Annotated in this window: 17 protein-coding genes; 10 read left to right on the top strand and 7 right to left on the bottom strand. The window is 73.4% G+C overall.

What is annotated here, in order from left to right; all coding sequences use genetic code 11:
- Nucleotides 1-437 precede the first annotated feature (437 nt).
- From ACZ63H_RS36595 to ACZ63H_RS36570, 6 genes are all read left to right on the top strand, one after another.
- Entirely contained in the window at nucleotides 438-1202 is a 765-nt protein-coding gene (locus ACZ63H_RS36595) for an IclR family transcriptional regulator (RefSeq protein ID WP_469872623.1), read from the top strand.
- 391 nt (nucleotides 1203-1593) lie between these two features.
- Entirely contained in the window at nucleotides 1594-2388 is a 795-nt protein-coding gene (locus ACZ63H_RS36590) for an MIP/aquaporin family protein (RefSeq protein ID WP_469872621.1), read from the top strand.
- 79 nt (nucleotides 2389-2467) lie between these two features.
- A complete protein-coding gene (glpK, locus tag ACZ63H_RS36585) occupies nucleotides 2468-4006 on the top strand; it encodes a glycerol kinase GlpK (RefSeq protein ID WP_469872619.1) in 1539 nt (512 codons plus the stop codon).
- A 47-nt stretch (nucleotides 4007-4053) separates the two neighbouring features.
- Nucleotides 4054-5670: a glycerol-3-phosphate dehydrogenase/oxidase gene (locus ACZ63H_RS36580; RefSeq protein WP_469872617.1), complete on the top strand. Its 1617-nt coding sequence runs from the start codon at nucleotides 4054-4056 to the stop codon at nucleotides 5668-5670.
- A 107-nt stretch (nucleotides 5671-5777) separates the two neighbouring features.
- Nucleotides 5778-6449 (top strand): FadR/GntR family transcriptional regulator, encoded by a 672-nt coding sequence (locus ACZ63H_RS36575; protein ID WP_469872615.1) that lies wholly within the window; start codon nucleotides 5778-5780, stop codon nucleotides 6447-6449.
- Nucleotides 6450-6589: 140 nt separating this feature from the next.
- Complete coding sequence (locus tag ACZ63H_RS36570) at nucleotides 6590-7507, top strand: PAC2 family protein (RefSeq protein ID WP_469872613.1); 918 nt, start codon at nucleotides 6590-6592, stop codon at nucleotides 7505-7507.
- A 136-nt stretch (nucleotides 7508-7643) separates the two neighbouring features.
- Here the strand turns inward: ACZ63H_RS36570 and mshC are convergent, their stop codons facing one another.
- From mshC to ACZ63H_RS36550, 4 genes are all read right to left on the bottom strand, one after another.
- A complete protein-coding gene (gene mshC, locus ACZ63H_RS36565; RefSeq protein ID WP_469872611.1) occupies nucleotides 7644-8873 on the bottom strand; it encodes a cysteine--1-D-myo-inosityl 2-amino-2-deoxy-alpha-D-glucopyranoside ligase in 1230 nt (409 codons plus the stop codon).
- 127 nt (nucleotides 8874-9000) lie between these two features.
- Nucleotides 9001-9825, bottom strand: coding sequence for an SCO1664 family protein (locus ACZ63H_RS36560; protein ID WP_469872609.1), 825 nt, complete (start codon nucleotides 9823-9825; stop codon nucleotides 9001-9003).
- Nucleotides 9789-10379 (bottom strand): DUF3090 domain-containing protein, encoded by a 591-nt coding sequence (locus tag ACZ63H_RS36555; protein ID WP_467939431.1) that lies wholly within the window; start codon nucleotides 10377-10379, stop codon nucleotides 9789-9791. Before ACZ63H_RS36555 ends, ACZ63H_RS36560 begins: the two co-directional genes overlap by 37 nt.
- A gap of 97 nt (nucleotides 10380-10476) precedes the next feature.
- Entirely contained in the window at nucleotides 10477-11163 is a 687-nt protein-coding gene (locus tag ACZ63H_RS36550) for a histidine phosphatase family protein (RefSeq protein WP_469872607.1), read from the bottom strand.
- 61 nt (nucleotides 11164-11224) lie between these two features.
- On the opposite strand from ACZ63H_RS36550, the gene corA reads away from it, so the two are divergent.
- Nucleotides 11225-12220 carry a magnesium/cobalt transporter CorA gene (gene corA / locus ACZ63H_RS36545; protein ID WP_469872605.1) on the top strand — a complete coding sequence of 332 codons (996 nt, stop codon included), beginning with the start codon at nucleotides 11225-11227 and terminating at the stop codon, nucleotides 12218-12220.
- Nucleotides 12221-12395: 175 nt separating this feature from the next.
- On the opposite strand, the gene ACZ63H_RS36540 is transcribed toward corA, so the two are convergent.
- Nucleotides 12396-13451: an LLM class F420-dependent oxidoreductase gene (locus ACZ63H_RS36540; RefSeq protein WP_469872603.1), complete on the bottom strand. Its 1056-nt coding sequence runs from the start codon at nucleotides 13449-13451 to the stop codon at nucleotides 12396-12398.
- 189 nt (nucleotides 13452-13640) lie between these two features.
- Here ACZ63H_RS36540 and ACZ63H_RS36535 point away from each other — a divergent pair, with 189 nt between their 5' ends.
- Nucleotides 13641-14624, top strand: a complete 984-nt coding sequence (locus ACZ63H_RS36535; RefSeq protein ID WP_469872601.1) for an aldo/keto reductase — start codon at nucleotides 13641-13643, stop codon at nucleotides 14622-14624.
- Nucleotides 14621-17176, top strand: coding sequence for a helix-hairpin-helix domain-containing protein (locus tag ACZ63H_RS36530; RefSeq protein ID WP_469872599.1), 2556 nt, complete (start codon nucleotides 14621-14623; stop codon nucleotides 17174-17176). The genes ACZ63H_RS36535 and ACZ63H_RS36530 overlap by 4 nt, the downstream gene beginning before the upstream one ends.
- Before the next feature lie 84 nt (nucleotides 17177-17260).
- On the opposite strand, the gene ACZ63H_RS36525 is transcribed toward ACZ63H_RS36530, so the two are convergent.
- Nucleotides 17261-17950 (bottom strand): hypothetical protein, encoded by a 690-nt coding sequence (locus ACZ63H_RS36525; RefSeq protein ID WP_469872597.1) that lies wholly within the window; start codon nucleotides 17948-17950, stop codon nucleotides 17261-17263.
- A gap of 47 nt (nucleotides 17951-17997) precedes the next feature.
- Between ACZ63H_RS36525 and ACZ63H_RS36520 the strand changes: the two genes are divergently transcribed.
- Complete coding sequence (locus ACZ63H_RS36520; protein WP_014671721.1) at nucleotides 17998-18186, top strand: DUF5703 family protein; 189 nt, start codon at nucleotides 17998-18000, stop codon at nucleotides 18184-18186.
- A gap of 98 nt (nucleotides 18187-18284) precedes the next feature.
- Here the strand turns inward: ACZ63H_RS36520 and ACZ63H_RS36515 are convergent, their stop codons facing one another.
- Nucleotides 18285-19118 carry a chaplin gene (locus ACZ63H_RS36515; protein ID WP_469872595.1) on the bottom strand — a complete coding sequence of 278 codons (834 nt, stop codon included), beginning with the start codon at nucleotides 19116-19118 and terminating at the stop codon, nucleotides 18285-18287.
- Nucleotides 19119-19227 lie beyond the last annotated feature (109 nt).

Here is a 19227-nt window from a genome sequence, read left to right as displayed (position 1 = left end):
GCAGCCCTCCAGGTTCTCGAAGTCCTCGAGGGTGGGCTCCTGGGCCTGGAGCATCGTGCCCATGGCTCCGTCGGCGACCACCACACGGGTGGCGAGCGCCTCGCGGAGCGCGGACACACGGGCCCGGCTGTCGGCGGAAGGGGACGTTGGCGACGAGGCCATGTAAGGGCTCCCTGGGATGCGACGGCTGTCGGCTATGCAGGCTTCCCGGACGGGCCGGGCTTGCCGCACGGCGTCAGGGTAACCGGGAGTGGGCTTGGATGGGCACCACGTCCACGAGACGGACGTGCGTGGCCTTGGCGTGACGCCCGGACCGCGTGTGAGGTAACTGGTGCCGTCCGACCATTAGCGGGAGGTCGGCATGGACCGGTAGTGTTCGGCATTGCCGAACGGTGACTGCACCGTACGCAGTCGAAGGGGACGGAGGCAGGACGGCGATGGCACGGAACATCCAGTCGCTCGAACGGGCGGCGGCGATGCTGCGGCTGCTCGCGGGCGGCGAGCGGCGGCTGGGGCTGTCGGACATCGCCTCGTCGCTGAGCCTCGCCAAGGGCACCGCCCACGGCATCCTGCGCACCCTCCAGCAGGAGGGGTTCGTGGAGCAGGACGACGCCTCCGGCCGCTACCAGCTGGGCGCGGAGCTGCTGCGCCTCGGCACCACCTATCTCGACGTGCACGAGCTGCGCGCGCGGGCCCTGGTATGGACGGACGACCTGGCCCGCTCCAGCGGGGAGAGCGTGCACCTGGGGGTGCTGCACCAGCAGGGGGTGCTGATCGTGCACCACGTCTTCCGGCCCGACGACAGCCGGCAGGTGCTGGAGATCGGGGCCATGCAGCCGTTGCACTCCACGGCGCTGGGCAAGGTGCTCTCGGCCTACGACCCGGTGGCGCACAGCGAGGCGCTGGAGGCCGAGCGGAAGCCCTTCACCGACCGCACGGTGTGCGACGCGGCAGGCTTCGAGCACCTGCTCGACCTCACCCGCGCGCGGGGCTACGCGGCCGACGTGGAGGAGACCTGGGAGGGCGTGGCGTCGATCGCCGCCCCGATCCACGACCGGCGCCGCATGCCGGTGGGCGCGGTCGGCATCACCGGCGCGGTGGAGCGGCTGTGCCGGGAGGGCGAGCTGCGTCCGGAGCTGATCGCGGCGGTGCGGGACTGCGCCCGCGCCGTGTCGCGCGACCTGGGCGCCGGGCGGTTCTGAGGGGTACCGCGAGGCCGCGGCCGGGCCGCCCGCCCGGGCGCGCGCGGGACACGCACAGGAGCGGGCGATACGGCCGGGACGCCAGACGGCGTTCCGGCCGTCGATCTACCTTGAAACGGACAAAAAGCGCTATACCGTATGTCCGAGCACGAAGGTCGATAACCCGCGGCGATCAATAACGATCCTGTTTTCGATAACAGAACTCTTGACGCACGGGTAACGCCGAACAAGACTCCCGTCCATCGGTCGGCATTGTCGAACACCTACCGGCAATACGCGCTAGAGTGTGACAACGCCAAGGGCCGGCATCGCTCTCACCCACGAGGGCGCCAGAACCACCGGAGGGACCCGGGGTTCGGCTACCCCTGGACGAAGGACAAAGGAGTCGCGGGTGTCCAGCTCCGACATCTTCATCGGCGAGACCATCGGTACCGCCATACTCATCCTGCTCGGCGGCGGCGTCTGCGCCGCCGTCACGCTGAAGGCCTCCAAGGCCCGTAACGCCGGTTGGCTCGCCATCGCCTTCGGGTGGGGCTTCGCCGTCATGACGGCCGCGTACATCTCCGGACCGCTGTCCGGCGCGCACCTCAACCCGGCCCTCACCGTCGCCCTCGCCATCAAGGACGGCGACTGGAGCAACGTCCCGACCTACTTCGCCGGCCAGCTGCTGGGCGCCCTGATCGGTGCCGCCCTGGTGTGGGTCACCTACTACGGCCAGTTCCTCGCCCACCTGACCGACAAGGAGATCGTCGGCGGCCCGGGCGCGCAGGCCACCTCGGCCAAGGCCGTCGAGGCCCAGGAGAAGGGCGCCGGCCCGGTCCTCGGCATCTTCTCCACCGGTCCGGAGATCCGGAACGTGGCGCAGAACCTCGCCACGGAGATCATCGGCACCTTCGTGCTGGTCCTCGCCATCCTCACCCAGGGCCTGAACGACCAGGGCAACGGCCTCGGCATCCTCGGCGGTCTGATCACGGCGCTCGTGGTGGTGTCCATCGGCCTGTCGCTGGGCGGTCCGACGGGCTACGCGATCAACCCGGCCCGCGACCTCGGCCCGCGCATCGTGCACGCCCTGCTGCCGCTGCCCAACAAGGGCGGTTCCGACTGGTCCTACGCCTGGATCCCGGTGGTCGGTCCGCTGGCCGGCGGCGCGATCGCAGCAGGCGTCTACAACCTCGCCTTCGCCTAGGAAGCTCGCGGAAAGCACCGAGTCTTCGCGCAGCAGCCGTACGCACAGCCCCCTCACCACGGACTTCCAGGAGCACACAGTGACCGACGCCCACACCGCAGGCCCCTTCATCGCGGCGATCGACCAGGGCACGACCTCCTCCCGCTGCATCGTCTTCGACCGGGACGGCCGGATCGTCGCCGTGGACCAGAAGGAACACGAGCAGATCTTCCCCAAGCCGGGCTGGGTCGAGCACGACGCCAACGAGATCTGGACCAACGTCCAGGACGTCGTCGCCGGTGCCATCGCCAAGGCCGGCATCACCCGGGACGACATCAAGGCCATCGGCATCACCAACCAGCGCGAGACCACCGTGCTGTGGGACAAGAACACCGGTGAGCCCGTCCACAACGCCATCGTCTGGCAGGACACCCGCACCGACGCCCTGTGCCGGGAGCTGGCCCGCAACGTCGGCCAGGACCGCTTCCGCCGCGAGACCGGCCTGCCGCTCGCGTCGTACTTCGCCGGGCCCAAGGCCCGCTGGCTGCTCGACAACGTCGAGGGCCTGCGCGAGCGCGCCGAGGCCGGCGACATCCTCTTCGGCACCATGGACACCTGGGTCATCTGGAACCTGACCGGCGGTGTCGACGGCGGCCGGCACGTCACCGACGTCACCAACGCCTCCCGCACCCTGCTGATGAACCTGCACACGATGCGGTGGGACGACAAGATCTGCGAGTCCATCGGCGTGCCGGAGCGGATCCTCCCCGAGATCCGCTCCTCCGCCGAGGTCTACGGCGAGATCAGCGGCGGTCGGCTGGGCGAACTGCTCGGCGGCATCCCGGTCGCCTCCGCGCTCGGCGACCAGCAGGCGGCCCTGTTCGGCCAGTGCTGTTTCTCCGAGGGCGAGACCAAGTCGACCTACGGCACCGGCACCTTCATGGTGATGAACACCGGCGAGAAGATCATCAACTCCTACGCCGGTCTGCTCACCACCGTCGGCTACAAGATCGGCGACCAGCCGACCGTGTACGCCCTGGAGGGCTCCATCGCCGTCACCGGCTCGCTGGTGCAGTGGATGCGCGACCAGATGGGCCTGATCTCCACCGCCGCCGAGATCGAGACGCTCGCGCTCTCGGTCGAGGACAACGGCGGCGCCTACTTCGTGCCGGCCTTCTCCGGCCTGTTCGCCCCGCACTGGCGCTCCGACGCGCGCGGGGTGATCGCCGGCCTGACCCGGTACGTCACCAAGGCGCACCTCGCGCGCGCCGTCCTTGAGGCCACCGCCTGGCAGACGCGGGAGATCGCCGACGCCATGGTGAAGGACTCCGGCGACGAGCTGGTGACCCTCAAGGTCGACGGCGGCATGACCGCCAACAACCTGCTGATGCAGACCCTGGCCGACGTCCTGGACGCACCGGTGGTGCGGCCGATGGTCGCCGAGACCACCTGCCTCGGCGCCGCCTACGCCGCCGGCCTCGCCGTCGGCTTCTGGTCCAGCACCGACGACCTGCGCGCCAACTGGCGACGGGCCGCCGAGTGGACCCCCCGCATGGACGCGGAGACCCGCGCCCGTGAGTACAAGAACTGGCTCAAGGCCGTCGACCGGACCATGGGCTGGCTCGACGACGAGAGCTGAGCGGTTCAACCGGCTCAGTCAGCTCTGACGAGGAGTAAGTACCCCACATGACCAGTCAGTCCACCCTGCAGTCCGTACCTGCCCTGGGGACGCACCCGGCCTCCGGCTCGAACCCGAGCCGCGCCGAGACCAGGGAGCAGCTCGCCAAGGCGTCGTACGACCTTCTTGTGATCGGCGGCGGCATCCTGGGCATCTCCACCGCCTGGCACGCCGCGCAGTCCGGGCTCAGGGTGGCGCTGGTCGACGCCGGCGACTTCGCCGGTGCCACCTCCTCCGCCTCCTCCAAGCTCCTCCACGGCGGCCTGCGCTACCTGCAGACCGGCGCGGTGAAGCTGGTGGCGGAGAACCACTTCGAGCGCCGGGCGGTCTCCCGCCAGGTGGCCCCCCACCTGGCGAACCCGCTCACCTTCTACCTCCCCGTGTACAAGGGCGGCCCGCACGGCGCGGCCAAGCTCGGCGCGGGCGTCTTCGCCTACTCCGCGCTGTCCGCATTCGGCGACGGCGTCGGCCACCTGCTGTCGCCGGCCAAGGCGGCGCAGGACGTGCCCGAGCTGCGCACCGAGAACCTCAAGGCCGTGGCCGTGTACGGCGACGACCAGATGAATGACGCGCGCATGGCGCTGATGACGGTCCGCGCCGCCGTCGAGGCGGGCGCCGTCGTCCTCAACCACGCCGAGGTCACCGGACTGCGCTTCACCCAGGGCCGGGTGACCGGCGCGGAGCTGAAGGACCGCCTGTCCGGCGAGGAGTTCGGCGTCAGCGCCCGCCTCGTGCTGAACGCGACCGGCCCGTGGGTCGACCACCTGCGCAGGATGGAGGACCCGAACGCGGCCCCGTCCATCCGCCTGTCCAAGGGCGCGCACCTGGTCCTGAAGCGCACCTCGCCTTGGAAGGCCGCGCTCGCCACGCCCATCGACAAGTACCGCATCACCTTCGCCCTCCCCTGGGAGGACATGCTGCTGCTCGGCACCACGGACGAGGAGTACGAGGGCGACCCGGCGGACGTGTCCGTCAACGACAAGGACATAGCCCAGATCCTGGACGAGGCCGCGTTCTCCGTCCGGGACCAGCAGCTGCGGCGCGACCTGATCACCTACGCGTTCGCCGGTCTGCGGGTGCTGCCGGGCGGCCCCGGGGACACCGCCAAGGCCAAGCGGGAGACCGTGGTCACCGAGGGCAGGGGCGGCATGCTGTCCGTGGCGGGCGGCAAGTGGACGACGTTCCGCCACATCGGCCGCACCATCATGAAGAAGCTGGAGGCGCTGCCGGGCCACCCGCTCGGCGACGACTTCGAGCCGATCGCCTCGCTGCCGAAGAAGCTGCCGCTGCCCGGCGTCGCCAACCCGCGCGCGGTCGCCCACCGGCTGCTGGTCGACGGCCCGGCGCCCGGCCCGCGCATGGCCGCCGACACCGCCCGGCACCTGGCCACCCACTACGGCTCCCTGGCCTTCGACATCGCCCGCCTGGCGAACGAGAACCCGGAGCTGGCCGAGCGGGTCCACCCCGACGCCCCCGAGATCTGGGCGCAGGTGGTCTGGGCCCGTGACCACGAGTGGGCCGAGACGGCGGACGACGTGCTGCGCCGCCGCACCACGCTGACCATCCGGGGCCTGGCCACGGACGAGGTCCGGGCGAAGGTCGAGAAGGTCCTGGGCGAGAAGTAGGCCGGTAGCGCGCGAAGGGGGCGCCCTCGCCCATGGGAGGGCGCCCCCTTCGCGCGCCCGCATAATGTGCCGAGACATCCGATGTCCGGGCGACGAAAGGCCGGTTGATGGCAGTCACCGACGAGGCGATCGAGAAGATCAAGGACATGATCGTCTCCGGTGCGCTGCGCCCGGGCGACCGGCTGCCCAAGGAGAGCGAGCTGGCCGCCGGGCTGGGACTGTCGCGCAACTCGCTGCGGGAGGCCGTACGGGCGCTGTCGCTGATCCGCATCCTCGACGTGCGGCAGGGCGACGGCACCTATGTCACCAGTCTCGATCCGCAACTGCTGCTCCAGGCCATGGGTTTCGTCGTGGACTTCCACCGCGACGACACGGTGCTGGAGTTCCTCGCGGTGCGCCGGATCCTGGAGCCGGCCGCGACGGCGATGGCGGCCTTCCGGATCGGCGAGGAGGAACTGGACGCGCTGGCGGCCCGGCTGGACTCCCTGGGCGAGGCGCCCCCGGTGGAGGAACTGGTCGCGGCGGACCTGGAGTTCCACCGGAGCATCGTGCGCGGCGCCGGCAACTCGGTGCTGTGCTCGCTGCTCGACGGGCTCTCCGGGCCGACCACGCGGGCCCGGATCTGGCGGGGCCTCACCCGCGAGGACGCGGTCGGCCGCACCCTGCGCGAGCACCGGGCGATCCTGGACGCGCTGCGCGAGCGGGACGCGGAGGCGGCGCGCTCCTGGGCGACCGTGCACATCGCGAGCGTGGAGCAGTGGCTGCGCTCCACGCTGTGAGTCCGCGCCGCGCGCGTGTCCCACGGCGGCGAACGGGGCAGTGATCCGTTCACTCCCCCGTGCAAGGGGGCTGCGGGCGCCCCCGCGGGACGCCGTAAGGTTGGTGGGTCAAGCGAGGGCACGTCGGAAGGAGGCACTGGGTGATCGAGCTGGAGGGGGTTCCCGAGCTGATCGACCCAGTCATGGTGGCCGCGTTCGAGGGCTGGAACGATGCCGGCGACGCCGCCTCCACGGCGGTCGCGCATCTGGAACGCGAATGGAAGGGCGAGGTGTTCGCGGCGCTCGACGCCGAGGACTACTACGACTTCCAGGTGAACCGTCCCACGGTGTTCATGGACGGCGGTGTGCGCAAGATCACGTGGCCCACGACCAGGTTGTCGGTGGTCCGGGTCGGCGGCGACAAGCCCCGCGATCTGGTGCTGGTCCGGGGCATCGAGCCGTCCATGCGGTGGCGTTCGTTCTGCAACGAACTGCTCGGCTTCGCGCACGAGCTGGGCGTGGAGCTGGTCGTCATCCTGGGTGCCCTGCTGGGTGACACCCCGCACACGCGGCCGGTCCCGGTCAGCGGGGTCACGTCCGACCCGGACCTGGCCCGCCGCATGGACCTGGAGGAGACCAAGTACGAGGGGCCGACGGGCATCGTCGGCGTCCTCCAGGAGGCGTGCACGCACGCGGGCGTCCCGGCGGTCTCGCTGTGGGCGGCCGTGCCGCACTACGTCTCCCAGCCGCCGAACCCGAAGGCCACGCTGGCACTGCTCAACCGCCTGGAGGACCTGCTGGACCTGCGGGTCCCGCAGGGCGAGCTGCCCGAGGACGCGCGGGCCTGGCAGGTGGGCGTGGACCAGCTGGCGGCCGAGGACAGCGAGGTCGCCGAGTACGTCCAGACGCTGGAGGAGGCCCGGGACACCGCGGAACTGCCGGAGGCGTCCGGCGAGGCGATCGCCCGGGAGTTCGAGCGGTATCTGCGGCGCCGGGACGTGGGCCCTCCGGGCGGGAAGCCGAGGCCGCCCGCCTCCGGCGGCGGGGGCAAGGAGGACGAGGACGACTCGGAGGACTGAGGACACGGAGGAAGGGGCGGCTCCCCTGCCGGGAGCCGCCCCTTCCTCCGTGTCGAGCCCGGCGACCGCGGGGGCGTCGGAGTCCCTCGCGCCGTTCCCCGCGCCCCTTACGGGGCGCTCCGCCTCGGGGTGTGTCCTACAGGGCCACGCCCAGCAGGGCGTCCACCGCCCTGGTCACCAGGCCCGGGGCGCCGGTGTCCGTGCCGCCCCGCTCCTCCTGCCCGGCAGCCCAGCGGTCCACGGCCGCGAGGGCGGTGGGGGCGTCCAGGTCGTGGGAGAGGGCCTCGCGGATCTCCTCCACCAGGGCGTCGGCGGAGGGGCCGTCGGGGCGGGAGACCGCCGCGCGCCAGCGCCCGAGGCGGGCCACGGCGTCCTGGAGGACCTGGTCGGTCCACTCCCAGTCGGCCCGGTAGTGGTGGGCCAGCAGGGCGAGGCGGATCGCGGCGGGGTCGACGCCGTCGCGGCGCAGCGCGGAGACGAAGACGAGGTTGCCCTTGGACTTGGACATCTTCTCGCCGTCCAGGGCGACCATGCCGGCGTGCACGTACGCCTTGGCCATCGGGAACTCGCCGGTGAGCACCTGGGCGTGCGAGGCGCCCATCTCGTGGTGCGGGAAGGCGAGGTCGGAGCCGCCGCCCTGCACGTCGAAGCCCATGCCGAGGTGGTCCAGGGCGATGGCCACGCACTCGATGTGCCAGCCGGGCCGGCCGGGGCCGAGCGAGGCGCCGTCCCAGCTGGGCTCGCCCTCGCGGGCCGCCATCCACAGCATCGGGTCCAGCGGGTTCTTCTTGCCCGGGCGGTCCGGGTCGCCGCCGCGTTCGGCGGACAGCAGCCGCATGGCGGCGGCGTCCAGGTGCGAGACCTTGCCGAAGTTCGGGTCGGACTCGACGGAGAAGTAGATGTCGCCGTCCAGGTCGTACGCCGCGCCGATCTCGCGCAGCCGCTCCACGAGGGGGACGATGCCGGGTATGGCCTCGACCGCCCCTATGTAGTGGCGGGGCGGGAGCATCCGCAGGGCGGTCATGTCCTCGCGGAACAGGGCCGTCTCGCGCTCGGCGAGGGCGGTCCAGTCGAGGTTGTCCCGCACGGCCCGCTCCAGCAGCGGGTCGTCGACGTCGGTGACGTTCTGGACGTAGTGAACCTGCCGCTTGGTGTCGAGCCACACGCGCTGGACGAGGTCGAACGCGTTGTAGGTCGCCGCGTGACCCATGTGGGTCGCGTCGTACGGCGTGATGCCGCAGACGTACAGACGGGCGACGGGACCGGGGTCGAGGGTGACCAGACCGCCGGTCGCGGTGTCGTGGATCCTCAGGTCGCGGCCCTGACCAGGCAGGGCGGGGACCTCGGAAGCGGGCCAGGCATGCATGTACATGAGCCTAACCGGCACCCGGCCGCGTATACGAACGGGATCGGGCCGGATGACCGGTTCGGCGTTCTTGAACATTTGCGCCGGATGTGCTGGGAGACGGCACGCGCCCGGGCGCCGGACGGGTCTACACGGGTGGCCAGGGGATGGCGGGCCAGTCGCCGCCCGGCTCCGGGTGCCGGCCGGAGGCGAGCAGCGCGTCGACCCGCGCACGCGTGGCGTCGATTTCGGCCATCGTGATCAGCGCGGCCAGCCGGGCGGCCAGCGGGCCGTCCAGGGCGTCCCGCAGGCCCTTGAGGACACCGACGGCCTGGTCCGGGAGCGGCTCGCCGGCCCAGCCCCACAGCAGGGTGCGCAGCTTGTTCTCGACGTTGAAGGTGACGCCGTGGTCGATGCCGTAGAGCCGGCCGTCGGCGGTGGGCAGCAGGTGGCCGCCCTTGCGGTCGGCGTTGTTGATGACCGCGTCCAGGACGGCGAGCCGGCGCAGCCGCTCGTCGTCGGCGTGCACCAGCAGCGCGGTGCGGCCCTCGCCGACGTCGGCGAGTCCGACCGCCTTCCAGCCCGGCTCCGGCTCCTCGCCGTCGACCAGGGCGAGCAGCTCGGCCTCCGCGTGGACGTCGATCCACAGCTGGCACATGCCCTCGCCGTAGGGCCCCTCGCGCAGCACGGTGGGCGGCACCAGTCCCCAGCCGGTGGCCTCGGAGACCTCGTAGGCGGCCACCTCGCGGCCGGCCAGGGTGCCGTCGGGGAAGTCCCACAGGGGACGCTCCCCGGCGACCGGCTTGTACACGCAGGAGGCCTGGCGGCCGTCGAGGGCGACCGTGCAGAACAGGGCCGCGTTGGACGCCTCGCGGATCCGCCCGCGTACGGTCAGCTCACCCCGTGCGAGCAGCTCGGCCGGGTTCGGATCGGCCGTCACGCTCCGCGGCGGTATCCGTTCTGGCGCGGACATACGTGTCCTTCCGGATCGAGCGGGAGGCTGCACAGCGGGCACGGCGGCCGCCCGGCGTTGACGACGTCGAGGGCGCGCTTGGCGAAGGCCCGGGCCTGCGCGCCGGTCAGCCGGACCCGCAGCATCGGGGGTCCGTTCTCCTCGTCCTGGAGCAGGCGCTCCTCGGCCTCGGCGAGGTCTTCCTCGGTGTCCGCGTCCAGCTCGACCAGCGCCTGGGCCTCGACGATCATGCGCTGGTCCTCGCCGTCCCAGGCCAGGGCCATGGTGCCGACGCGGAACTCCTCCTCGATGGGGGTGTCGAGCGGTGCGGTGTCGGTGATCTCGGCGGGCGCGACGGCGGGGACGGCGGCGCTGCCGCCACTACGCCGTACGACCTCGTCCAGCAGTTCGTCCATGCGCTCGGCGAGCGCGGCGACCTGGGTCTTCTCCAGGGCCACGCTGGTCACCCGGGGGCCCGCGATGGCCTGGAGGAAGAACGTACGGCGCCCGGGCAGTCCGACCGTGCCGGCCACGAAGCGGTCCGGCTGGTCGTAGAGGAACACCTGACGGGACACGTCCTGTCTCCATTGGGTCGTGGTTTCCAGAGGTTCGGCGGTTGGCCGCACGGGAAAGCGAACGGGCTGGGTCGCTTCACCCTACTGCGGCCGACGATCACGGTGCGCCCGCACCGCCCCCGACCGGTGCGTCGCCCTCGCCGGGTTCCTCGCGCGGGACGAGCGAAGCGAAGTCCCCGGTGTCGCCGAGCCGGACGAGGTACGGCCTGAGCCGGGTGTAGCGGATGGCGGTGACGGAGCACGGCTCGACGGAGATCCGCTGGAAGAGGTCGAGGTGCAGGCCGAGGGCGTCGGCGACGAGGGACTTGATGATGTCGCCGTGGGAGCACATCAGGTAGACGGCCTCGGCGCCGTGGTCGCGCTCCACGCGCGCGTTCCACTCGCGTACGGCCTCGGCGGCGCGGGTCTGCATGGCCCGCATGGACTCGCCGCCGGGGAATGCGGCGGCGGACGGGTGGGCCTGGACGACCTCCATCAGCGGCTCGTCGTTCAGCTCGGCGAGCTTGCGGCCGGACCAGTCGCCGTAGTGGCACTCGCCGATCCGCTCGTCGGTGTGGGAGCGCAGGCCGGGGCGGTCCTGGAGCAGCGGGGCCACGGTCTCCTGGCAGCGCTGGAGGGGGCTGGTGACGACCTCGGAGATCGGCAGTCCGGCGAGCCGCCGGGGCAGCGCGGCGGCCTGCGCGGCGCCGCGCTCGTCCAGGGCGACGCCGGGCGTCCAGCCGGCGAGCAGTCCCGAGGTGTTGGCGGTGGAACGTCCGTGCCTTACGAGGATCAGCGTGGGCATGCGGCAAGGGTAGGCGCATCGGATGGTGCGCCGATGACCGGGCGAAGGGAGAATGCGCTCCGTGATCGTCGACTGCGCCGTCTACCGGCACGGGCACCGCACCGAGGGGCCGTCGGACCTGTCCGACGCGCTCGCGGGGGCGCGGGCCGCGGGCGGCTTCGTGTGGATCGGCCTGCACGAGCCCTCAGAGCGGGAGTTCGACCTGGTCACCCAGGAGTTCGGGCTGCACCCGCTGGCGGTGGAGGACGCCCTGAAGGCACATCAGCGGCCCAAACTGGAGGTGTACGACGACTCGCTGTTCATGGTGCTGAAGCCGGTGGTGTACGAGCCCGAGAGCGACACGGTCTCGGCCGGCGAGGTGATGGTCTTCGTCGGCGAGAACTTCGTGGTGACGGTCCGGCACGGTGAGGGCGCGCCGCTCAAGGCCGTGCGGCAGCGGCTGGAGGAGGAGCCGGAGATGCTCGGCAAGGGCCCCACCTCCGTGCTGTACGCGATCGCCGACGCCACCGTCGACCACTATCTGGAGGTGGCGACGGAGCTGCAGAACGACCTGGACGAGCTGGAGGCGGAGGTGTTCCGGCCGGACACCGGCGGTTCCCGCAACACCGCGTCCCGGATCTACACGTTCAAGCGGCAGATCCTGGAGTTCCGCCGGGCGACGGGACCGCTGACGCTGCCGCTGACCCGGCTGGCCGGCACCGGCCCGCTGGGCACGTCGGTGCCGTTCGTGCACGACAAGTCCCGGCCCTTCTTCCGGGACGTGGGCGACCACCTCACGCGCGTGAACGAGTCCGTGGAGGCCCTGGACCGGCTGGTGTCGGACATCCTGTCGGCCCATCTGGCGCAGATGAGCGTCCGGCAGAACGACGACATGCGGAAGATCTCCGCGTGGGCGGCGATGGCCGCGGTGCCCACGATGATCGCGGGGATCTACGGCATGAACTTCGACCACATGCCCGAGCTGCACTGGGTGTGGTCGTACCCGGCGGTGATCGTGCTGATGGCCGCGCTGGAGGTGCTGCTGTACGGGCTGTTCAAGCGGCGTGGCTGGCTGTGAGGGCCGGTCCGGGCGCGTTTGGACGGGCCCGTGAGGCGTTCGCGCGGACGAGTGGGCGGAAGAAGCGGAAGAAGGGGCCCGGAGGTCGTAACCGTGCGGCGCCGGGCGCGTTGTTCCCGGTGACGGCCGTGGCGGGGAAGACCCCCGAGCCCCCACCACGGCCGTGAAATCTCCCTCACGCCAGTCCGGCGCGCTCCAGGGCCTCGCCGCCGGCCCGCAGGGAGGCGAGCCGCTCCTCCAGCGTGAAGCCGGCCGGGGACAGGCTGAGCGTGGTGACCCCGGCGTCGGCGTAGGCACGCATCCGGTCGGCGATGCGGGAAACGGAGCCCAGCAGGGTGGTCCGGTCGATGAGGTCCTGCGGGATCGCGGCGGCGGCGCCCTGCTTGTCCCCGGACAGGTACTTCCGCTGGATCTCGGCGGCCTCCTTCTCGTAGCCCATGCGCTGGGCGAGCCGGTTGTAGAAGTTCTGCCTGGCGCTGCCCATGCCGCCCACGTACAGGGCGGTGTAGGGGCGGAAGGTGTCGGCGAGCCGGGCCACGTCCCGGTCGTCGCCGACGGCGATCGGCAGCGTCGGGCACACGTCGAACCCGTCCAGCGTGAGGCCCGCCTTCTCCCGGCCGGCCCGCAGGTGCCGGACGGTGGTCTCCTCCAGGTGCTCGGCCGAGGGGAAGATCAGCAGCGCGCCGTCGGCGATCTCGCCGGTCTGCTCCAGGTTCTTCGGGCCGATGGCCGCGATGTAGAGCGGGATGTGCTCGCGCTGCGGGTGCACGGTCAGCTTGATCGGCTTGCCGGGGCCGCCGGGCAGCGGCAGCGTCCAGTGCTCGCCCTCGTGCGTCAGCCGCTCCCGGGTCATCGCCTTGCGGACGATCTCGACGTACTCGCGGGTGCGGGCCAGCGGCTTGTCGAACGGGACGCCGTACCAGCCCTCGGACACCTGCGGGCCGGAGACGCCGAGGCCGAGCCGGAACCGGCCGCCGGAGAGCGAGTCGAGCGTGGCCGCGGTCATCGCCGTCATCGCGGGCTGGCGGGCGGGGATCTGGAAGATGGCGGACCCGATGTCGATGCGCTCGGTCTGCGCGGCGACCCAGCTGAGCACGGTGGCCGCGTCGGAGCCGTAGGCCTCGGCGGCCCAGCACACCGCGTAGCCCAGCCGGTCGGCCTCCTGCGCCACGGCCAGGTTGTCGCCGTCCATTCCGGCACCCCAGTAACCGAGGTTGATCCCGAGCTGCATGCGCGATTCCCCTTACCCGTGAGTAACGTGCTTGTGGGCAGACCATAGCGCGGGAACGGCGGGGGGCGGCAGGGCGGCGGCGGGTCCCGTGTCCGCCCCGCCTCCCCGCGGCACGCGGCCCGGACCTCCGCGGTCGTGGTTGTCCACAGGCCACCCACCACACCGGTTCCGGCCAGTAATCTCGCCCGCATGGAGCAGAGGCATCTCGGCCGTACCGGCCTGCGCGTGTCCAGGATCGGACTCGGCACCCTCACCTGGGGGCGGGACACCGACGAGCACGACGCCGCCGACATGCTGAAGACGTTCTGGGAGGCCGGCGGCACCCTCGTCGACACCGCCGACGTGTACGGCGACGGGGAGGCGGAGTATCTGCTCGGGCGGCTCATGGACGGGCTGGTGCCCCGGCGGGATCTGGTCGTCTCCACGAAGGCCGGCAGCGTGCCCGACCCCGACCGCCGCTTCGACGGCTCCCGCGGCCATCTGCTCGCCGCGCTCGACGCCTCCCTGGAACGCCTGGGCACGGAGTACGTCGACCTGTGGCACGTGCACGCCTACGACCCGAAGACCCCGCTGGAGGAGACCCTCCAGGCCCTCGACCTCGCGGTGAGCAGCGGCCGGGCCCGGTACGCGGGCGTCTCCAACTTCTGCGGCTGGCAGCTGGCCAAGGCGGCCACCTGGCAGCTCGCGGCGCCGGGCGCCCGCACCCGGCTGGCCAGCACCCAGATGGAGTACTCGCTGCTCCAGCGCGGTGTGGAGCGCGAGGTGCTGCCGGCCGCGCTCGACCTCGGCGTGGGCCTGCTGCCGTCCTCCCCGCTGGGGCGGGGCGTGCTGACCGGCAAGTACCGGCACACCACTCCCCCGGACTCGCGCGGCGCCTCCGAGCACCTCGCGCTGTTCGTCGAGCCGTACCTGGACGACACCGCGACGCGCATCGTGGACGCGGTGACGACGGCGGCCGACGGGCTCGCGGTGACCCCGCTCCAGGTGGCCCTGGCGTGGGTGCGCGACCGGCCCGGGGTGGCCGCGCCGATCGTCGGCGCGCGCACGGCGCAGCAGCTCACGGCGGCGTTGTCAGTGGAGACCCTTAGTCTTCCTGACGAGATCTGCCGGGCGCTGGACGATGTGTCGGCGCCCGTGCACCGCTATCCCGATCACGACTGGAGCACGCTGTGAGCACGGAGCCGGAGACCACGGAGGAAGCCGGGCCGGGGACGCCGGACACCCGTGAGACGCGGGAGGAGGGCGCCGACGCGGGCACCGGGGGCGTACCGGCCGGGGGTACGGGGACGGCCGGCGGCACGGACACGGACGAGGGCCCGGAAGGCGCCGGAGGGGGCGCCGGCGCGCGTGCCCAGGGGCGTCCCGAGGAGGGCGTCGCGGCCGGGGAGACGGAGTCCGCCGACGGGGCCGGTGCCCCGGAGAGCGCCGCGGCCCCGGCCGGGGCCGGTGCTTCGGAGGGGACCGGGGGCGCCGGCGCCGAGGGCGGTGCGGCCGGGCTGTCCGAGGTGGAGGCCGAGCTGGCCGCGCAGCGGATCGAGCGGGAGCGGATCGAGCGGCGCAAGGCCGAGAAGAAGGCCCCCATCGACAGCGGCGCCAAGCTCAGCGGCACGGCGGCCGACCTGCTCGCGGCGGTCCGGGCGGTGGAGAGCGGCGAGAAGCCGGTGGCCACGGTGTTCGCCGAGCCGGCGCCGGCCCCGCGCCGCCCCGCCCCGGAGCCGGTACGCCGCCCCCAGCCCGCCCCCGCCCCGGCCGCGCCCGGCGTCCCCGCGCCGGAGACCGTCGACGCCGTGCGCCGGGTGCTCGCCGAGGGCGGCGCGCCGGACACGCTCGCCCCGCAGGTGGCGGCGGCGCTCGGCGAGGGCGCCGGCCCCGCGCTCCGGGAGGACCCCTGGCAGCTGCTCCGCGTCGGCGGGGTCCGGCCGGAGCAGGCCGACGGCTTCGCGCGGGCGCTGCTCGGTCCGGACTGCGGCCCGGGCGACGAGCGGCGGGGCCGGGCGCTGACGGTCTGGCTGCTGGAACAGGCGGCCGTGGCCGGCCACACCGCCCTGGAGCTGCCCGCGCTCGCCGCGGCGCTCGGCCGGCAGGGGGTGCCGGACCCCGACGCGGCGGTGCAGGGCGCGCTCGCCGAGGGCGAGGCGCTGGCGTTCCAGGACGCCCTGGAGGAGCCCGGTGCGCCCGCGCCCCGGGACACCGACGAGGAGCAGGAGCCGCCGGTCCGGGTCCTGGTCGGTCTGGAGCGGTACGCCCTGGCCGAGGAGAGCCTCGCCGACGGGCTGGCCCGGCTGGCCAACTCGGTGCCCGAGGAGGCCGGGCAGGCGTGGGAGGCGGTCACGGCCGGGCTGTCCGGCGGCGCCGCCGAGCTGGCCCGCGCGGTCGCCGGACACGGCCTGGTGCTGCACACCGGCGGTGAGGCGGCCCGCGCCGAACCGGCCGCGCTGCTCGCCGCCGCCCGCGCGGCGGGCCTGCGGGCCTACGCCGCCTGCCACACCCCGGACGGATGCCACCGCCTGACCGCGCACCTGGGCGGGGCCCCCGGGCGGCAGGGCGGAGACAGCGGGTGGCCGGGGGAGGATCCCGCACGGCAGGGCGTGGACGCCGGACGGCCCGGCGAAGCCGCCACGGAGCGGGGCACGGAGCCCGCGCGGCACGGCGGACACCCCGCGGAGGCAGGCCTCCGCCCGGCGGAACACGCGGCTGACCCGGCGCGGCCAGGCGATGCGGGCGGGCGGCCGGACGCGGAGCCCGGGCGGCCGGCCGCCCCTCCCGGCGCACGCGGTGTCTTCACCGTGGCCGGGCTGCTGGGCGGTGCCGAGGGGCCCGGGCGGGACGCCGACGGGGCCCTGGAGCTGGATCTGCTGATCGTGCTGGACGCGCCGCAGCTCGACGTGGAGAGTGCCGCGATGCTGGTGGAGTCGCTGCCCGACGGGGCCCGGCTGGTGCTCAGCGGTGACCCGGGGGTGCTGTGGTCCGCCGGGCCGGGCCGGGTCTTCGCCGACCTGCTCGCGGCCCGTGTCTGCCCGCAGGCCGTCTCCCGCGTCCCGGACCCGGGCCCCCTCGGCGAGCTGGTCTCCGGCATCGGTGCCGGCGAGCTGAACCAGGTCGCGGCCCCCGGCAAGGAGATCGTCATCGTGCCGGTGCGGGACGCGGGCGAGGCCGTGCACCGGACGGTGCAACTGGTGGCGGACTCGGTGCCGCGGGCGCTCGGCGTCCCGGCCGACCGGACCGTGGTGATCACCCCGGGCCACGGCGGCGCCGCGGGCACCCGCGTACTGAACTCCGCCCTGAAGGAGCGCCTGAACCCCGGCCCCGGCCGGTTCGGCGGCTTCGACCCCGGCGACCGGATCGTCTACTCCCCCGCGCCGGGGCGCACCGTGCCGGGTGTGGTGGTGAAGGCCGACGCCGAGGGGCTGCACCTGTCGTGCGCCGGCGCCCCCGTCGTCGTACCGCGCGAGCGGGTGGAGGGCGCCGTGCGGCACGGCTGGGCGCTGACCGCGCACCAGGCGGTGGGCGCCCGCTGGCCCGCGGCGGTCGTGGTGCTGCCCGGCGACGCCGCGGGGGTGCTCAGCCGCCCGTGGGTGTACACGGCGTTCGGCCGGGCGGAACGGCACCTGTCCGTGGTCCACGGCGTGGAGCAGGCCCTGCCGAGGGCGGTCGCGGAGGTCCCGGCCAAGCCCCGCACCACGCGTCTGGTCACCCTGCTGCGCCCGCCGGTGCCGGCGAGCTGACCTGGTCGTCCGCCCCCGCCGCCGCGGGGGTGCGGACGGTGGTGCCGTGACGGGCCAGGCCCGCACGGCACCGCCGGGTCCGGCTCACTTGTCGGCGTCGAGCGGCTCCAGCTCTTCGTCGTCCTCGACGAAGTCCAGCTCGTCCTCGTCCTCGTCGTCGGCGGCCGCGTCGTCGTCGAAGACCGCGCTCACGTCGAAGCGGCACACCACCGCCTGCGGATCGATGTGCTCGAAGGGCGCAGCGAGCCACTCCCCGGCCTCGGGCGGTTCCTCCGTCGCCGTGACCCAGAGCGTGGAGTCACCCTCCTCCAGGCCGAATTCCTTGTGCCGGGAGGCGATCTCGTCCGGCTCGAACTCGCCGAAGAGGATCCCCAGCGCGCCGGGAACGGACCCGGCGGCCTCGTCGTCCCCGCCCTCGTCGTACTCCGCCGCCTCGACCCGCTGGGCCTGCGCCAGCAGCCGCTGCGGTTCCGCGACGGTGTAGTCGCGGCGGATCAGCACACTGATCGCATGGGGCTCCTCGGGCCCGGCGTACGGCGGCAGTGCGTCCTCCGCGCCGGGGATCTCGAAGGGTGTGACCTCGTCGAAACGGTCGTAGAGCAGCTCGTCGTACGCCTCGGCGGCTGCGGCCAGCTGGTTGAACGCCTCGGAGACGGCCGGGTCGTCCTCCCCCGACCTGCGTTCGATCGCAGCGAGATGACGGTCGAGCGCGGTCTTGACCGCCTCGGCGGCGGCGCGTACCTCGGCAGCGGTGGGCTGCGCAGCATCAGACATAGTGCAGACGCTATCCGTACCTGGCACCAGCCCGCACAATAGATGCGATGCCGGAATACGAATTTGTCGACGTGTACGTGCCGCGCGGGGTCTCCCGCAAGGAGGCGACACGTCTGCTGACGGATCATGCCGAGTACGGACACTGGGAGTTGGACCGACTGAGTCTGTTGCGCGACGGCAGTCGCAGGGTGCGGCTGCGCCGGCGGATCATCCGCCAGGTGCGGGCCACATGGTGAGCCCGGGGATGTGATCGGACACGAACGGAGCGGGCCCCGCCGGCATGGCAGGGCCCGCTCCGTTTTCCGCTCACGGCCGTGCGCTCAGCGCCGTGCCGTCATCGTGCGGCGCGGGCCCTGCGGTACAGGACCGTGCCCGCGAGCAGCGCGCCCGCGCCGGCCGGGAGCGCGACGCCGAGCGGCACGTCACCGCCCGTGTGCGCGAGTTGACCGCCGGCCACCGCCTGCGCGGAGCGGCTCGCGTGGGCCGTGACCCGGGACCCGCCGTGGGGGGCCGGGGTGTGCTCGCGGGGCGGGGTGCCCGTGCCGGGGTGCCCGGGCCGTCCGGGTCCGGCCGGGTGGCCCGGCTCGCCGGGGGTGCCCGGCTTCCCCGGGAGGGTGGGACGGCCCGGCTCTCCCGGCTTCCCGGGCCGGTCCGGGTTCCCCGGCTGACCCGGCTGCCCGGGGCGGCCCGGCTCTCCCGGTCCTCCCGGCCTGCCGGGCGGGGTGCCGTGCCCCCCGTGGTCGGCGCAGTCGTTGCCCACCGCGGCGTTGCCCACCCCGATGACGTCGACGCTGTTGCCGCACACGTTCACCGGGGCGTCGACCGGCACCTGGACGGTGTTGCCGGATCCGACGCCCGGCGAGCCGCCGGCACGGCCGTGCGCGTGCGAGCCGCCGGCGCCGCCGGGCCGGCCCGCCGAGGTGCCGGCGTGGTGGCCGCAGCCGTTGCCCACCGACGGGTTGAGCAGCCCGACGACGCTCACGGTGTTGCCGCAGATGTTCACCGGAGCGTGCACCGGCGCCTGCACCGTGTTGCCGGACAGTACTCCCGGCGAGCCCCCGGCGGTGCCCGTCGCGCCCGAGTCGGCGTGTGCGTAGCCGCTCGCGGCGGCGATCACGCCGGTCGCGGCGGCCATGGTCATCAGGCCCTTGCGCGTGCCCTGTCGCATGCTGGATTCCCCCCTGCCTTCCGTGCTCTGGTTCTCGGAGAAGCCGGTCGGGGGCGGGGGGGGGGGGGGGGGGGGGGGGGGGGGGGGGGGGGGGGGGGGGGGGGGGGAG

The sequence above is a fragment of the Streptomyces sp. NPDC104831 genome, assembly GCF_055583025.1.
Note: the sequence above shows the minus strand (reverse complement) of the source record. Positions and strands in the feature narration are given on the sequence as shown.

Bases quoted from the DNA above. Each gene is read 5' to 3' on its own strand.
- ACZ63H_RS36595 (WP_469872623.1), top strand. From the start codon at position 438: ATGGCACGGAACATCCAGTCGCTCGAACGGGCGGCGGCGATGCTGCGG.
- ACZ63H_RS36550 (WP_469872607.1), bottom strand. From the start codon at position 11,163: ATGCCCACGCTGATCCTCGTAAGGCACGGACGTTCCACCGCCAACACC.
- ACZ63H_RS36535 (WP_469872601.1), top strand. From the start codon at position 13,641: ATGGAGCAGAGGCATCTCGGCCGTACCGGCCTGCGCGTGTCCAGGATC.
- ACZ63H_RS36575 (WP_469872615.1), top strand. From the start codon at position 5,778: ATGGCAGTCACCGACGAGGCGATCGAGAAGATCAAGGACATGATCGTC.
- ACZ63H_RS36525 (WP_469872597.1), bottom strand. From the start codon at position 17,950: ATGTCTGATGCTGCGCAGCCCACCGCTGCCGAGGTACGCGCCGCCGCC.
- ACZ63H_RS36560 (WP_469872609.1), bottom strand. From the start codon at position 9,825: ATGTCCGCGCCAGAACGGATACCGCCGCGGAGCGTGACGGCCGATCCG.
- mshC (WP_469872611.1), bottom strand. From the start codon at position 8,873: ATGCATGCCTGGCCCGCTTCCGAGGTCCCCGCCCTGCCTGGTCAGGGC.
- ACZ63H_RS36580 (WP_469872617.1), top strand. From the start codon at position 4,054: ATGACCAGTCAGTCCACCCTGCAGTCCGTACCTGCCCTGGGGACGCAC.
- ACZ63H_RS36515 (WP_469872595.1), bottom strand. From the start codon at position 19,118: ATGCGACAGGGCACGCGCAAGGGCCTGATGACCATGGCCGCCGCGACC.
- ACZ63H_RS36520 (WP_014671721.1), top strand. From the start codon at position 17,998: ATGCCGGAATACGAATTTGTCGACGTGTACGTGCCGCGCGGGGTCTCC.
- ACZ63H_RS36540 (WP_469872603.1), bottom strand. From the start codon at position 13,451: ATGCAGCTCGGGATCAACCTCGGTTACTGGGGTGCCGGAATGGACGGC.